Origin of the sequence: Pseudomonas nunensis, assembly GCF_024296925.1 — a bacterium.
In the GTDB taxonomy this organism is placed as follows: domain Bacteria; phylum Pseudomonadota; class Gammaproteobacteria; order Pseudomonadales; family Pseudomonadaceae; genus Aquipseudomonas; species Aquipseudomonas nunensis.
Map to the genome: position 1 here is coordinate 4,671,521 of NZ_CP101125.1, position 15,061 is coordinate 4,686,581.

The 15,061-nt window shown below is 58.5% G+C and carries 17 protein-coding genes and 1 tRNA gene; 11 read left to right on the forward strand and 7 right to left on the reverse strand.

The annotated features are described in order from the left end of the window. The 8 genes from atzF to NK667_RS20470 all read left to right on the forward strand — a co-directional run bounded on the left by atzF (nt 1) and on the right by NK667_RS20470 (nt 7,753). On the forward strand, nt 1–1,779 hold the full coding sequence (atzF, locus tag NK667_RS20435; protein ID WP_054615882.1) for an allophanate hydrolase: 1,779 nt from the start codon (nt 1–3) through the stop codon (nt 1,777–1,779). 192 nt (nt 1,780–1,971) lie between these two features. Beyond that, nucleotides 1,972–3,459, forward strand: coding sequence for a sensor domain-containing diguanylate cyclase (locus tag NK667_RS20440; protein WP_054046758.1), 1,488 nt, complete (start codon nt 1,972–1,974; stop codon nt 3,457–3,459). Between the two features lie 6 nt (nt 3,460–3,465). Continuing rightward, complete coding sequence (locus tag NK667_RS20445) at nt 3,466–3,684, forward strand: cysteine-rich CWC family protein (RefSeq protein WP_054046760.1); 219 nt, start codon at nt 3,466–3,468, stop codon at nt 3,682–3,684. 34 nt (nt 3,685–3,718) lie between these two features. Next, nucleotides 3,719–4,411 carry a pseudouridine synthase gene (locus NK667_RS20450; protein ID WP_054615883.1) on the forward strand — a complete coding sequence of 231 codons (693 nt, stop codon included), beginning with the start codon at nt 3,719–3,721 and terminating at the stop codon, nt 4,409–4,411. 312 nt (nt 4,412–4,723) lie between these two features. After that, nucleotides 4,724–5,608 (forward strand): alpha/beta fold hydrolase, encoded by an 885-nt coding sequence (locus tag NK667_RS20455; protein WP_054046765.1) that lies wholly within the window; start codon nt 4,724–4,726, stop codon nt 5,606–5,608. A gap of 172 nt (nt 5,609–5,780) precedes the next feature. Beyond that, nucleotides 5,781–5,854, forward strand: a tRNA-Gly gene (locus tag NK667_RS20460). A gap of 504 nt (nt 5,855–6,358) precedes the next feature. Continuing rightward, on the forward strand, nt 6,359–6,622 hold the full coding sequence (locus tag NK667_RS20465) for a hypothetical protein (RefSeq protein ID WP_054615884.1): 264 nt from the start codon (nt 6,359–6,361) through the stop codon (nt 6,620–6,622). A 402-nt stretch (nt 6,623–7,024) separates the two neighbouring features. Then, nucleotides 7,025–7,753 carry a class I SAM-dependent methyltransferase gene (locus NK667_RS20470; protein ID WP_054615885.1) on the forward strand — a complete coding sequence of 243 codons (729 nt, stop codon included), beginning with the start codon at nt 7,025–7,027 and terminating at the stop codon, nt 7,751–7,753. A gap of 158 nt (nt 7,754–7,911) precedes the next feature. Here NK667_RS20470 and tam read toward each other — a convergent pair whose 3' ends face one another. Further along, nucleotides 7,912–8,682, reverse strand: a complete 771-nt coding sequence (gene tam, locus NK667_RS20475; RefSeq protein ID WP_054615886.1) for a trans-aconitate 2-methyltransferase — start codon at nt 8,680–8,682, stop codon at nt 7,912–7,914. Between the two features lie 394 nt (nt 8,683–9,076). On the opposite strand from tam, the gene NK667_RS20480 reads away from it, so the two are divergent. The 3 genes from NK667_RS20480 to NK667_RS20490 all read left to right on the forward strand — a co-directional run bounded on the left by NK667_RS20480 (nt 9,077) and on the right by NK667_RS20490 (nt 10,851). Continuing rightward, nucleotides 9,077–9,580, forward strand: a complete 504-nt coding sequence (locus NK667_RS20480; protein WP_054046773.1) for an inclusion body family protein — start codon at nt 9,077–9,079, stop codon at nt 9,578–9,580. 123 nt (nt 9,581–9,703) lie between these two features. After that, a complete protein-coding gene (locus NK667_RS20485) occupies nt 9,704–10,255 on the forward strand; it encodes an AidA/PixA family protein (RefSeq protein WP_054615887.1) in 552 nt (183 codons plus the stop codon). 185 nt (nt 10,256–10,440) lie between these two features. After that, nucleotides 10,441–10,851 (forward strand): low affinity iron permease family protein, encoded by a 411-nt coding sequence (locus NK667_RS20490; protein ID WP_054615888.1) that lies wholly within the window; start codon nt 10,441–10,443, stop codon nt 10,849–10,851. 44 nt (nt 10,852–10,895) lie between these two features. Here NK667_RS20490 and NK667_RS20495 read toward each other — a convergent pair whose 3' ends face one another. From NK667_RS20495 to NK667_RS20520, 6 genes are all read right to left on the reverse strand, one after another. Next, the gene (locus tag NK667_RS20495; RefSeq protein ID WP_054615889.1) at nt 10,896–11,399 is read right to left on the reverse strand and encodes a DUF4142 domain-containing protein; all 504 of its coding nucleotides are present in this window, start codon (nt 11,397–11,399) and stop codon (nt 10,896–10,898) included. A gap of 74 nt (nt 11,400–11,473) precedes the next feature. Beyond that, nucleotides 11,474–11,632, reverse strand: a complete 159-nt coding sequence (locus NK667_RS20500) for a KGG domain-containing protein (protein ID WP_082356627.1) — start codon at nt 11,630–11,632, stop codon at nt 11,474–11,476. 116 nt (nt 11,633–11,748) lie between these two features. Further along, entirely contained in the window at nt 11,749–13,098 is a 1,350-nt protein-coding gene (locus NK667_RS20505; RefSeq protein WP_054615890.1) for a sensor domain-containing protein, read from the reverse strand. 102 nt (nt 13,099–13,200) lie between these two features. Further along, entirely contained in the window at nt 13,201–13,839 is a 639-nt protein-coding gene (locus tag NK667_RS20510; RefSeq protein ID WP_054615891.1) for a LysE family translocator, read from the reverse strand. Nucleotides 13,840–13,873: 34 nt separating this feature from the next. Then, entirely contained in the window at nt 13,874–14,314 is a 441-nt protein-coding gene (gene fos, locus NK667_RS20515) for a fosfomycin resistance glutathione transferase (protein WP_054615892.1), read from the reverse strand. A 6-nt stretch (nt 14,315–14,320) separates the two neighbouring features. Further along, nucleotides 14,321–15,046 carry a PA3715 family protein gene (locus NK667_RS20520; RefSeq protein ID WP_054615893.1) on the reverse strand — a complete coding sequence of 242 codons (726 nt, stop codon included), beginning with the start codon at nt 15,044–15,046 and terminating at the stop codon, nt 14,321–14,323. Between the last annotated feature and the right edge of the window lie 15 nt (nt 15,047–15,061).

Sequence of the window (15,061 nt, forward strand, 5' to 3'; positions counted from 1 at the left end):
ATGAATTTCAATCTGCAACTCGACGCCCTGCGCAGCGCTTATCGCGACGGTCAAATCACGCCTCGGCAACTGCTGCTGAGCCTGCGCGACAAAGCCGCGGCGCTGAACCCGGATTATCACCTGTTCATCCATTTGCTTAGCGTCGAGGAACTGGAACCGTACCTCGCCGCGCTCGATGGCCGCGACCTCAACAGCCTGCCGCTGTACGGCGTGCCGTTTGCGATCAAGGACAACATCGACCTCGCAGGCATTCCCACCACTGCCGCGTGTCCCGCGTTCGCTTATGTGCCAGAGCGTTCGGCGACCATCGTCGAGCAGTTGCTGGCGCTGGGGGCGATTCCGCTGGGCAAGACCAATCTCGACCAGTTCGCCACCGGCCTGAACGGCAGTCGCTCGCCGTATGGCGCGTGCCCGAACAGCGTGTTGCCGGAGTATCCATCGGGTGGCTCCAGTGCCGGGTCTTCGTTGGCGGTAGCGTTGGGCGTGGCGAGTTTTTCTCTTGGGACCGACACGGCGGGCTCCGGTCGGGTGCCGGCGGCGCTGAATAATCTGGTGGGGTTGAAAGCTACCAAAGGGCTGATCTCAACCGGCGGCGTGGTGCCGGCCTGTCGCACGCTGGATTGCGTCACGACCTTCACTGCGACCGCTCGCGAAGCCAGTCAGTTGCTGGCGCTGACCGCGCGTCTTGATCCACGGGACGCCTACAGCCGCAGCAATCCACTGTGGAATGACGGCTCGGCATTCGGTGCACCGCGCCCCTTCCGTTTCGGCGTGCCCCGCGCCAAGGATCTGGAGTTTTTCGGCTGCCCGGAAGGCCCGTTGCTGTTCGGTGATGCCATCGACCAGCTCAAAGCCATGGGCGGCGAAGCGGTGGAGCTGGATCTGTCGCCGTTCCTCGAAGCCGCGCAGTTGCTTTACGAAGGCCCGTGGGTGGCCGAACGCTACAGCGTGGCCGGCGAGTTGATGGAGCAAAACCCGCAAGCGGTGCTGCCGGTGATTCGCGCGGTACTGGCCAAGGCCCCGGCAGTAACCGGCGTGCAAACCTTCCGCGCGCAGTATCGACTCCAAACCTTGAAAGCCCTGTGCGACCAAGCGCTGGAAGGTCTGGATTGCGTGCTTACACCGACCATCGGCCGCCCCGTGACCTTGGCGGAACTGGCAGCAGAACCGGTGCTGCGCAATTCGGAACTGGGTTACTACACCAACTTCATGAACCTGCTCGACTACGCCGCCGTCGCCGTGCCCAGCGGGTTCATGGGCAACGGCTTGCCGTGGGGCGTGACGTTGTTTGGCCGGGCGTTTACCGATCAATATTTGTTGAGCGTGGCGGATGGGTTGCAGCGTCAGCAAGGCTTGGCTTCGCTTGCACCGACCACGGTTGCGCGGCATGACTACGCACGACTGGTGGTATGTGGTGCGCATCTGGAGGGGTTGGCGTTGAACTGGCAACTCAAGCAGCGTGGAGCGCGGTTGGTCGAATCGACGTTGAGTTCGCCGGATTATCAGTTGTACGCGCTGGCCGGTGGCCCGCCGTTTCGTCCGGGGATGGTGCGGGTGAAGGACGGTGGCGTGGCGATTGCGGTGGAAGTCTGGGAATTGCCGAGCAGTGAATTGGGCTCGTTCCTGACCGGGATTCCAGCGCCGCTGGGGTTGGGCAAGGTGCAACTGGCGGATGGGCGCTGGGAGAGCGGGTTCATTTGTGAGGCGTATGGGCTTGAAGGCGCAGTGGATATCAGTCATCTCGGCGGGTGGCGGGCTTATCTGACAGATCGGCGTTGATCTTTCGATTCGCGGGCAAGCCTCGCTCCTACAGGATTACGCGCCCCCTGTAGGAGCGAGGCTTGCCCGCGAGGGCGCCAGTCCAGGCAATACCGCCTCTGATCCTTGCCGATTCACCCCACAAATCCCGCAGTTATTTCCCCGCCATCCCACTAGAATGCATGCCATCGGGTTATTGCCAACGGAACCACCATGCCGCTTCGCTCGCCGCTGTATTCCCAACGTTCGTTGGTCCTCACGCTGATTGCGTTATTGGGCGCCGGTTTCCTCGCCACTTCGTTTCTCAGCTACTACGCCTCGCGAGCGTCGATCCGCGACAACATCGTCAATACCGAACTGCCGCTGACTTCCGACACGGTGTATTCGGAAATCCAGAAAGACCTTGTCAGACCGATCCTGATTTCCTCGATGATGTCCCGCGACACCTTCATGCGCGACTGGGTGGTCAACGGCGAGCACGACCCCGACCAGATGACTCGCTACCTCAATGAGGTCATGACCCATTACGGCGCCTACACCGCGTTTTTCATTTCCAACAGCAGCCTGACCTACTACCACGCCAAAGGTGTGCTCAAACAGGTCAAGATCGATGAACCCCGGGACGCCTGGTATTTCCGCGTTCGCGACATGAAAGAACCCTACGAGATCAACGTCGACCCGGACCTGGCCAACAAGGACAACCTGACGTTTTTCATCAACTACAAAGTCTACGACTACGACGGACGCTTCATCGGCGCGGCCGGCGTCGGCCTGACGGTGGATGCGGTGATCAAGCTGATCGACAAGTACCAGCAGCGTTATCAACGCAGCGTGTACTTCGTCGATACCTTTGGCCGACTGGTGCTCACCGGCGCCGAGGGCGGTCCCGAAGGTGCGCGGGCCGGCCGGAGCCTGGGCGATCTCGACAGCATGAAAGGCCTGGTCAGCCAGTTGCCCAAACCCCACAGCGGCAGCTACGAATATTCTGTCCACGGCCAGGGACATTTCCTCAACGTGCGGTTTATTCCGGAGCTGAACTGGTACTTGTTCGTCGATAAACGCGAAGACGGCGCCCTCAGTGAAATCCGCCAGTCGCTGTACCTCAACTTGCTGATCTGCCTGCTCGTCACCTCGATTGTGCTGGTGCTGCTGAACCGGGTCATCAAACGCTATCAGGGCAAGATCCAGGCCCAGGCCATCCTCGACAGCCTGACCGAACTGCCCAATCGCCGGGGCTTCGACCTGTTGGCGGCGCAAGCCATGCACGAAGCCCAGCGCGAACCGAAACCGCTGACGGCGCTGCTGCTGGACCTTGATCATTTCAAAGTGTTGAACGACACCCACGGCCACCTCGCAGGTGATCAGGTGCTGATCGGTTTCGCCCGGGACCTGGAAAGCTGCCTGCGGCATTCCGACATCGTCTGCCGTTGGGGCGGTGAGGAATTTATCGTGCTGCTCAAGGACACCGACGGTGAGACCGGTCAGAAAATCGCTGAGAAAATTCGCCAGCATGTGGAAAAACAGCGTTATGCCTACAACGGCAAGGAGCTACGTCTGACCGTCAGCATCGGTCTGACCACCCTGCAACCGGATGAGACCTTGCATACGTTGCTGTCCCGGGCCGATCATGCGATGTACCGGGCCAAACAAGCTGGCCGCAATCGCACCTGCGTGGAAATGCCTCACTCCGTTTATGACTGATTATTGATGAACCAGCCTGACCACTGCCCGGCCTGCGGCGCTCCCAACGACTGCAGCCTGGCCGACCCACGAACCGCCGACCGCGCCTGCTGGTGCTACGGCGTCAGCATCGACCCGGCGGTCCTTGAAGCACTGCCGGCGGAACTGCGCGACCTCTCCTGCCTGTGCCCGCGTTGCGCCCAAGTCGAAGCGCAGCTGCAAGCAGCCTCCCGGCCGATCACGTAAGATGCGCGTCCCTTCTCCGTCCGATTTCTGACCGATGCGTGTAGACCGTTTCCTCAGCAACCTGCCGCGCTTCAACCGTAAGCAGGTTCGTCTGTTGCTGGTGGAAAAACGCGTGCGCATCGACGGAAAAGTCGTCAGCGATCCTCATAGCGAAGTGCTCGAATTCAGTTGCGTCGAAGTCGACGACGAAGTGCTGCAAGTCGGCAAACCGGCGCGCTACTTCATGCTGAACAAGCCGCCCGGCTGCGTCAGCGCAACCCGCGATCCGCAACACCCGACCGTGCTCGACCTGATCCACGAACCGGACAAGGATGACCTGCACATCGCCGGTCGCCTGGACTTCAACACCACCGGCCTGATGATCATCACCAACGATGGCAGCTGGTCGCGACGCCTGACCCAACCGCAAACCAAGCTGCCCAAGGTCTATTACGTCGAGACCGAACAAGACATCGGCCCGGAGTATGCAATCACCTTCAACGAAGGGTTGTACTTCGCTTTCGAGGATCTCACCACGCAACCCGCCGTACTGGTCTTGCTCGGAACAAAGTCGGCGCGGTTGAGCATCGTCGAGGGACGTTATCACCAGGTGAAGCGCATGTTCGGCCATTTCGACAACAAGGTGCTGCGCCTGCACCGCGAAAGCATGGGCCCGCTGCTGCTTGATAACGCGCTAAAACCGGGCGAGTACCGCCCTTTGCGCACCGAAGAGATTCAAATGATCTAAGCAGGCGACCGCTCAGCAGAAGTTGTCTAACAATTTACGAATGACACTTGCGCGATGCCGTCGCCCCTGCTTGAATCAGGACGTCGGCCAGATTGTGACCGATGAGTCACAATATACTTCTAAGAAACTTTTTGCCGGTCAGGAACCCTCAGGTTCCGCATTCCACCGGCAGACTGCCCGCCAATAACAATACCCGTCGACCTGCCTTACCGGATCGACATGGGCCTCCAAATTCCAGGCGTATGCCTACCTGTCACAAAGCTCGTGCAATCTCATTTGCGCGCATACCCGCTTGCTCAGGAGTCTTATGACATGAGGCCAGAAATCGCTGTGCTGGATATACAGGGTCAGTATCGGGTTTACACGGAGTTCTATCGCGCAGACGCCGCAGAGAAGACCATTATTCTGGTCAACGGCTCGATGGCCACGACTGCGTCGTTTGCTCAGACCGTAAAAAACCTTCATCCGCAGTTCAATGTGGTGTGCTACGACCAGCCCTACGCGGGCAAGTCAAAAGCCCACAACCTGCACGAGAAACTGCTTACGAAGGAAGTCGAAGGACAGATCCTCCTTGAGCTGATCGACCACTTCGCCGCCGAACACGTGCTGTCGTTTTCCTGGGGTGGCGCCGCGACCCTGGTCGCCCTCGCCCAACGGCCACGGCGCATCGAAAAAGCCGTGATCAGCTCGTTCTCCCCGGAGATCAACGAGCACATGCGCGACTACCTGGAACGTGGCGTCGACTACCTCGGCAGCCGCGACGGCGACCGGGTCGGCAACCTGGTGAACAGCACCATCGGCAAACACCTGCCGTCGCTGTTCAAACGCTTCAACTATCGCCACGTCAGCAACCTGGCCGAGCACGAATACGGGCAGATGCACTTCCACATCAGCGACCTGCTGCACAGCGATCGCCAGTGCTTCCTCAAGGCTGCCGAGAAAATCGACGTGCCGGTGCTGTTCATGAACGGCGAATGGGACGAATACACCGCCGCCGACGGCGCCCGGCTCTTCGCCAACCATGTGCAACACGCCACCTTCAGCACTCTGCAAGCCACCGGGCACTTTCTCGACATGGAACACAAAGCCGCCTGCCGAGACAGCCAAAACGCATTGCTGGGCTTCCTGAAACCCGAGCAATACGCCAGCCGACCGCGTTACCACTACGTCCAGGACCACCATGCACTGGCAATCTGAAACAGAGTCATCGCGAGCAAGCCCACTCCCCAGCGCATCTGTAGGAGCAAGGCTTGCCCGCGAATGGCCATCACGCGATCCATGCCTTCGTGTCACCCCGTGCTAAATGCAGCGCGCATAAAGAAAAACTTCAAATCCACGCGCACATCTGGTACAAAGTCAGCCGCTCTGAGCGGGTGTCGTATAATGGCATTACTCCAGCTTCCCAAGCTGATAACGAGGGTTCGATTCCCTTCACCCGCTCCAATCGAATTGTGGTCTCACGTTGAGGTTTTTTGACGGGGGATGTAGAGATAGAAAAAAACCGGTCCTGGTGGCCGGTTTTTTTGTGGGCGGGATTTAATCCTTCCCCTTTGAGCAGCCTACAAACACCCGTTCAATGGAGAGCCAACGGCCCATAATTCGGGGCTCTGCTGAGGCCAACTCTCGAAATAGCAACGTCCTACACTACTCTAGGAATTGTCCGTAGACTTGCGGATTGCAGTGTCTTTGTCATGAGTCCTATAGTCCGATCCACGCCTAAATGGCGTATCGGGTTTGGCGACTCGATGACAACGACCCAGAAAACTCCGGAATTTCGGAGCTTTTTCTGACTGCATTTTGCCGCGCTTTTTTTGGTGGCTGTGCGTGGGAGATCTTCGGGTCTGCCGGTTTTACCGTTGTCCGGTTCGCCAACCCGCGTACAGCTACCACCCTTTTGTTTGGCGACGATTGAGTGGTAGGTCTTTAACCTACAACCGGTAATCACTCATGAACGAATACATGGCTTTAACCAGCAACGCCGACGATCTACCTTCACTGTTCGTCAACACGACACAACCGCTGCATTCGCTGCTCAGTACGGCCAGTTACAGAATCCGGGCCGTGACACAGCTGCTTGAAAACCTCGCGATGCGCGGTGACATCACGTCTGATTCGGTGGTCCTCAGCGATTTCGCATTGCTCTGCTGCGTGCCTTTGCGCGATGGTTGCGATGTGCTGGACGTGATTGCTCGACGCTTGGATGCGGAATAGTTCTGACGGTTAGATTGGGCGCCTTTCGGGGCGCCCTTTTTCGTTTGCCTGGATGGCCAATCTCGATCAGCAAACGCGCAATCCTGTGGGAGCGAGCTTGCTCGCGATAGCGGACTGGCTGGCAGTTCATCCGTTGAATGTTAAACCGTCATCGCGAGCAAGCTCGCTCCCACAGGGATTTTGCTGCTCATGCCTTAATTGATCAGCATTAACCGGCGCAGTGCTTACAAATCCCCAACGCACACGCCATTTCCCTTCCGTGCTCGTCCCGCTAGCATCTCTCCCATCTCTAATCCCCTCCCCCTGCGCGGCCATCAACGAATACGCGCTATCACTCTTCGAGGGAAACCAATCGGCGGCAACTCGTGCCGCTCGTGACGAACTCAATAGAGCAACCCGAACATGACGCAAAACATTTACGACGATCCGGAGTTTTTCCAGGGTTATAGCCAGATGGGCCGCTCCATCGGTGGACTGGATGCCGCGCCTGAATGGCCGGCGCTGCAGTCCATGTTGCCGCCGATGAAAGGTTTGAAGGTAGTGGACCTCGGCTGCGGTTACGGCTGGTTTAGCCGTTGGGCGAGTGAGCAAGGTGCTGACAGCGTGCTTGGTCTTGATGTGTCGGAGAAGATGCTGGAGCAGGCGCGTAAAACGACCTCCGCCGCCAACATCCAATATGCGCGCGCCGATCTGGAGCAGCTTGATCTGCCCGCTGGCAGCTTCGACCTGGCTTACAGTTCGCTGGCATTGCACTACATCAAGGATCTGTCCGGCCTGTTCAAAAATATCCACGCAGCCTTGAAACCCGGTTCGCGCTTTGTGTTTTCCATCGAGCATCCAATCTTCATGGCGCCGCGTAATCCGGGTTGGTTGATTGATGGCGAAGGTCGCAAGCGTTGGCCACTGGACAGTTATCAGTTCGAAGGCGAGCGGGTGACTCATTGGCTGGCTGAGGGTGTGATCAAGCAGCACCGCACGGTTGGGACTTTGTTGAATGCCTTGATTGCGGCGGGGTTCACGATTCAGCATGTCAACGAATGGGGGCCGACGGATGCGCAGGTGGCGGCGCAACCGGCGTTGGCGGAGGAGCGTGAGCGGCCGATGATGATGTTGGTTGGGGTTGGGTGTTGATACTCAGTTAAACCGAACACTGATTACTCTGTGGCGAGGGGGCTTGCCCCCGCTGGGTTGCGAAGCGACCCCAAAAGAGGGCCTGCTGCGCAGGCCAGCGGGGGCAAGCCCCCTCGCCACAAGATCAGTGCTCGCCGCATGATTGATTCACTCAGCTTTCACCGCGTTGCGACGATGAACAACCGCGGAAACGGCAACAACACCGTCCCGTCCTCAAGCGCCGGATAAGCCTGCTCAATCGCCGCCAGATACTGCTTCAGATACTCCGCCCGCTCGCCTTCATCCAGCGGATCAAGAAACGGCCGCAACCCACTCCCCTTGAACCACTCCACCACTCCCGAAGCCCCACCTGCCAGCGGATGATGGTAGGTCGTGCGCCACACATCGACCCGCTTGCAGTGCGGCCGCAGCATCGAGTAGTAAGCACTGGCACTGGCCATTTCCGTGCGCTGCCCGGCAGCGTCCGCCAATTTGCCGGCCCACGGGCCATTGGCGGCGACTTCGCGCATTAAACGGTGGGAAGGTTCATTGAGATTGTCTGGCATCTGGATCGCGAGGCTGCCGCCCTTGGTCAGTCGGGATGCCAACGAAGGCAACAGCGCCGCGTGATCAGGCAACCACTGCAACACCGCGTTGGCGAATATCACGTCGAACGGGCCGCTATCGTTCCAGGTTCCGATGTCAACGGTGTCGAACTGCACGTCAGGCAAACGCTTGCGGGCGGCGTCGATCATGTCGGTCGAACTGTCTACGCCACGCACCAAGGCATTGTCGAAACGCTCTACCAACAACTCGGTGGAGTTGCCGGGGCCGCAGCCGATGTCGACGGCTGTGCGCGCGTCCACGGGCGGTATCGCTGCGAGCAGGTCGCGGGCCGGGCGTGTGCGCTCATCTTCAAAAGCGACGTATTGTTTGGCGGACCAACTCATTGCGTTCTCCTGTCGAGGGATTGTCCTGGCCTGGGCCGACAACCGGTTCGCTACGATAACTCGACCCGCGTGCCAGCCCTATTCGACTTATGTAACACGGTGGATCTGAAGCGGGATTTTCTTATCGCCAAATCATCGGAAATCATAACCAAATTGACCGTTCGTCGAGCGAACCGCCAAGCAATTTTGACAGCCTATGTTTCGCATCTATAGTCCTAATCGCGGCCAATCGGAAGGAACCCGACCTGTCAATTTGCACGCATGGAGCAAGGCCTGTTCAAGCCTCGTGCATGGTGGGTTCCGCCCGTAGTGTTTCAGCAACGGCCGTAAGGCAAGCAAGCGTTGTCATGCCTGGAAAGTTGCCGGGCAATCACTATGAACAAGGAGCTTTACTATGTCTCGAGTCACGGATGTGCTGGTCTCAATCGACACCGAAACCATTCTGAAAAACTACCCGAACATCAGCAAGAATCCCGCGTCGCCAACGATGATCGACGTCAATCATGTGTACATGGTGACCAACCGGGACAACGTGATCAATGGTCAGGCCGGCGGCGAACTCAACTTGAAAGCCCAGGTAGGCGACTTGATTCGCTGGCGTGAAACCAGCCTGTCGCAGAGCTTCGAGACCGCGGTGATTTTCTACAAATTCATCGGTAACGTTGGCAACGAGTTGATCTCCACGCCAACGCCACGCAAGGCTACGGCCTGCGTCGCCGTCCCTAACACCAGCAACCCATCCGTGCCGAGCTGCCAGAAAGTCGACAACCATTACTGGTCTTCGGAAACCCTGTCGTGCGGCAGCGTGACCTACCACTTCCACTTCCTGATCGTCGATCGCGACTGCAAAGTCGTCGGCTGCTGCTCGTGGGATCCGTTCATCACCATCCGCAACTGACGAAGGCTGGCCCCTTGGCGACAAGGGGCTTACCCCGTTCGTTGCCGTTTCGGCAGGAACAGGATGTCTTGCATGAACCGAAGCGGCTGCCGTCTTGTGCCAACATCATGAAAGGAATCCATGATGACTTCCGAACCGATCAAATCGCCTTCATCCAGTGTCGCTACAGCCAACAATGTATTGCTGGTGGTTGATGCTGAGTCGCTGCTTGCAAAGTATCCAACCCCCAGCCTAGACGCGGAAAACCCGACGACTATCAGCGATGAGTTTATCTACATCGCCAGCGGGACAGATACCGTTAAAAATGACAGCAAACTGACATTAACCACTAGTAACGGAAAAACCTTCCATATTCGTGGCAGGACCGTAAGCCTGATCGCCGAACACAACGTGGTTTTCTACAACATGACCGTGGGCGACTCCCAGGTGCTGTCGCCGCCAAAACTGCAAGTCAGCAGCGGCCTCACCGTACCTGCCCCTGATCCGGAAAACCCGACCCAACCCGGCAGCCACCTGGCCGATGATCACTATTGGGAATGCACGCACCTGAACCCGGGCGTTGCAGCCTGCGAATTGAGTTTCATGCTGGTGAATCAAAGCTGCGAAGTGGTGGGGTATTTCAGTTGGGAGGTTCAGGTGACGCTTTCTGCTGGATTACCCGGCCTTAAAAGTTAAGCGCAGACCCTGTGGGAGCGGGCTTGCTCGCGAAGAGGCCATCCCATCCAACATCCATGTTGGCTGACCCACCGCTTTCGCGAGCAAGCCCGCTCCCACAGGATCGCGGAGTCACTAGATCAATAGAATTTTCAGCAAGCCGTCGCTGTCTGAATTTCAGGCGCATCCCTATAAGGAACACGGCAATGAAATTCGCAAAGATCTCCCAGAGGCTTGCCTTGTGGGCCGGCAGTCCCACGACGTTTATGATCGCGATCATTCTGATTGTCGTGTGGGGTTTGACCGGGCCGATCTTCGGCTACAACGACACCTGGCAGCTGATCATCAACACCTCGACCACCATCATCACGTTCCTGATGGTGTTCCTGATCCAGAACACCCAGAACCGCGATACGGATATCTTGCACTTGAAGATCGATGAGTTGCTGCGGGTAACGAAGGACGCGCAGAACGCGATGCTGGGGCTTGAGGCGCTGGATTTGAAGCAACTGGAAGAGTTGCGCAAGCAATATCGCAAGATCGGCGAAGGCGAAACGATTGCCATGGACGTCGCCCCGGGCGGCGACAAGCCGAAACCAAAGTTCGACCAATGCTGAGACGCCTGTCGCGGGTGACTTCCGTCACCCGCGCCGCGTAAGGGTTAGCGGCTGGCTTGCAGGGCCTTGGCCATCTGCAGGTGATTTTGCAGTTTGGGCAAGGTTTCTTCGGCAAACGCTTTGATTTCCGGAACGTCGGTGGTGTGCGCTTCTTGCTCGATCTGTGCGATGGCTTCCTGGGTGGTTTTCACCTGACTGGCCGCGTAGGCCTGGTCGAAGGTCGGGCCATCCTTCACTTCCGGGATCATCGTCTTGGACTTGTCGATCACTTCTTCCCGAGGCGCCACCGGCAAGTCGAGCTTCTTGGCGATTTTAGCTAGGTGCTGGTTGGCGGTGGTCAGGTCGTTAATGACCACGACGGTGTAGTCCTTGACCTCTTTGGATTCGGTTTTCTGGTGTGCCAGACGACTGGCTTCGATGTCGGCCATGCCTTTGGCGGACGCATCGTTGATGAAGTCGGCAGGCGACTGAGCAAAGGCGCTGCTGGCAAACAGGCTCAGCAACGTGAAAAAACTGGCATTGCGTAAACGGGTGGCCATCCGGCTCATGGTCGCGCCCTCCTCGAAATAAAATTCAAACGGGAGCTTGCGCCCCCGTCTCTCAATCAAAACTACTTACGCCACTACCGAGATTTTTGACCACCTTTGCGGCCCATATCGGTTTTCGCAGGGTCTTTCTCGACAGTCGTAGTGGTAGTTTTCCCACCTTTGCGACCGGCTTCAGACGCCTTCGTTCGATCGTTGGCGAAGTTTCCCGAGTTAGAGTTTCTTGAAGTAGGCATGATTCTCATCCTCTTGGTGTTGATCGCGGCGAGCAAACGCCCGCATAGGGTCAGAATTCTTATCCGGCCAAAGGTTTAGAAAAACTGCGGATGCTGCGACGAACGGCAGCGAAGGTTCAGACTTCAAGCGGCCGATGGCGCAGGCGTTTGACGGCGTACATCGCCTCGTCGGCGTGGCGGAACAATTGCTTTTCCTCCAGGCCGTGCTCGGGGTAAAGCGCGGCACCGATGCTCGGTTCGATGTTCAGGCTGTGGCCGTCCAGGCGTAGGGGTTGCTCCAGGACCTGACGGATTTTTCCGGCGACGCTTTCGGCATCTTCTGCGGCATGAATGCTGTGCAGCAGCACCACGAACTCATCACCACCGATGCGCGCCACCGTGTCGGTGTCCCGCACACAACCCTTGATGCGATTGGCCACCGCTTGCAGCAGCATGTCGCCGACCGCATGGCCGTGGGTGTCGTTGACCTGTTTGAAGCGGTCGAGATCGACATACAGCAACGCCATTCGTCCGCCTTCGGAACGCGCCAGCGCCAGCGACGCCTTGAGCCGATCACGCAATAACTCGCGGTTGGGCAACTGGGTGAGTTGATCGTACTGGGCCATGCGCTGCAGCCGCGCGTGCAATTGTTTGCGCTCGATGGCGGTAGCCACTTGGGCGCAGACGAATTGCAGCAGTTCTTTGTCCTGCTCGGTGTAGCGTTCACCGCCCGCCTCGCTTTTGACGATCAGCGCGCCGATGGTGCCATTTTGCGAGTTCAGCGGCACGCCGAGCCAGCAGGGTGAATCATGCCCCGCCACCAGCACTTCGAAGCCCTCGGGCAGTTCGCTCTGGTCCGGGGTCAGCAGGATTGGCTGCCCGCTGCGGATGACCTCAGCGCACAAACGTCCGGTGACTGTGCCGGGCAACTCGGGCTGATGCTCGCGATCATCGACGTGATAGGGGAAGTTCAGCTGCGCGCAGTGTTCGTCGTACAGCGCGACGGAAAAATTAAGCGCCGGCAGCCATTCGCCGATGATTGTGTGGATGCGTTTGAACAGCGCCAGCAAGTCTTCCGCCGCGTGGGCCGCTTCGGAAATCGCGTACAACGCCGCTTGTCGCGACTCGGCCTGCTTGCGCTCGGTGATGTCCCGCGCGACAGCGATACGCAGTTGATCGACTTCTGACCAGCGCGCCGACCAGAGGATGTGCACCACCCCACCGTCCTTGCGCAGGTAGCGGTTTTCGAAGTTGAGCTTGGGTTCGCCGCCCATGATTTCCCGCGCGGCGTCGAGGGTGCGCTGGCGGTCGCCGGGGTGCACCAGGTCGATCATCGGCCGGCCGATCAATTCGTCCGGGGTGTAGCCGAAAATACGCTCGCAGGCCGCACTGACAAATACAAAGCGCCCCTGTTTATCCACCGCACAAACGGCGTCCAGCAACAGGTCGATGTAGCTCGCCAAAGGCGCGGAATTTCGGGTTGCCATGGTGCAGGGCGCGTGTCCGGACAATGCAGCGATAAAAAACCGTCCCTGACCGGTCAACGCCTGAGCGCTGACTGTGCGACTGACGCCTCCCTGCGTTCAGTCTCAAGCCTTGTTCGACACCAACCCCGGCAGCGCATGCGCCAGGGCGTTGATGGCGAAACCGATAAACATCACCCCGCACAACCGCGTGATCAACAACTCATGGCGTTGATACACGGTGCGCACTCGCCGCGCACCGACAATGCCTATGAGAATAGCGTACGCCAGCAATCCGCCCACGAAGCTCAGGGCAATCAGCCACGGCAACATCGACCAATGCAGCAATTCGGCGCGACTGGACAGCAGCGCGGTAAATGTCGCCACCGCCACCGGATAGGCTTTCGGGTTGGTCAGACCGAACAGAATGCCGTGCCAGAACGGCTGCCGCGCCGGCCCTTGCGGCGTATCGGCGCTGCTGCGGCGAGCACGAATTGCGCGCAAACCGAGCCAGAACAGATACAGCCCGCTGAGCACGCCCAGCACATCAAACGCCGTACTGCCGATTTCCCGGGCGCCTACAATCGCGATCAACGCCGTGCTGCACCAGACCACGTCCCCGAGCAAATGCCCGCACAAGAACCCCGCCCCCGCGCGCCGACCGCGCGCCGCGCCAATCCCGAATACCGCCAACACGCCCGGGCCGGGGGTGATGCCGTAGATGAAGCCGGAAGCGAGAACGGCCATTAGCAGCGATGGAGTCATGGGAAAGTCCTGTTTGTGGCGATTGGTCGCAAGTCTATCTCAGGTCCTGGGGTTCAACTGACTGATCGTCGAAGAGCTTCATTCCTGCGTAGGGCTTTTGCCGACAGGCGTTTAGCCGAGAGGCAAGATCACCGACGTGGACTTCGAGCTTGTGGCCATCCGGGTCGAGGAAGTAGAACGACGCGCCCTCGCTACGGTTGTCGCGCCATTCCTTCACGCCGGCAGATTGCAGGCGTTCGACGAACGGCAGGAAATCCGCTGCACTGAGGGTGAAGGCGTAATGGGTGTAGTCGGCGGCGGGTTCTGCGTTGCGCAGTGGGTCGAGGGACAGGCACAACCACAGGCCCGGTAGCGAGAGGTAGGCGCCGGTGTCCCAGGTTGCGTCGAGGCGCAGTTGCAGCAGGTTTTGATAGAACGCCACGCTGCGATTCAGGTTGGTGACGGCGAGGGTCAGGTGGTTGAGGCCGCTGAGCATGGGTGATTAACCTTTGAGGGCTTCTGGCACGACGTATTGTTTACCGTCGTAGCTCAGGGTGACCTGAGTTGTCTTCAACTTCTTGGACTTGCTTTCGCACTTTTCACCGACGACGAAGTTTTTTGTTTCCGTCACCGTGGAACTGACCACCAGATCAGCAAAGCCGTTATGCACTGTTTTGCCAATATCGACGGTTCTTTGAGTTCGATCGCCCTGCCCCGCGCAGTTGCCGTCCCATTCACCCCGGCCCATGACAATGACCAGCCCTTCCAGCACAGGGCGCAATGCGTCGCCATCCTTGAGATATAGGGCCAGTTCGGTTTTGTGGTACGGACTCACGCTTGAGCCGTGTTCAAACTTCGATCGAATACCAAATGCGCGATCATCCGGCGTCAGTTTGTACCGCGCCGTATCAATGGCCAGCCCTTCATACGCCACGGCATCCGAATAATAGGCGTATGTCTTGCGGTAAGTGGCCAGGGGTTTCGAGCTTGCCGAATGAATAACCGATAATTCCAGATCGATGTTTCCGCCATCATTGTTGCCGTCTGCGGAATCCGGCTTGTATATCGATGTGGCGACGATGTTCTGGTCATCGTACGCCGGCCAGACTTTGCAAATAGTGAACGATAGCGTGCTGAAGGGGGGTTCTTCGCAACTGGCTTGTGCCTGACTGGCAGCAGTCATCAAGCCGAGTATGGCGAATGAGTTCAGCAGTTTCTTTGTGGTCATTTTGTTCTTCCTTGA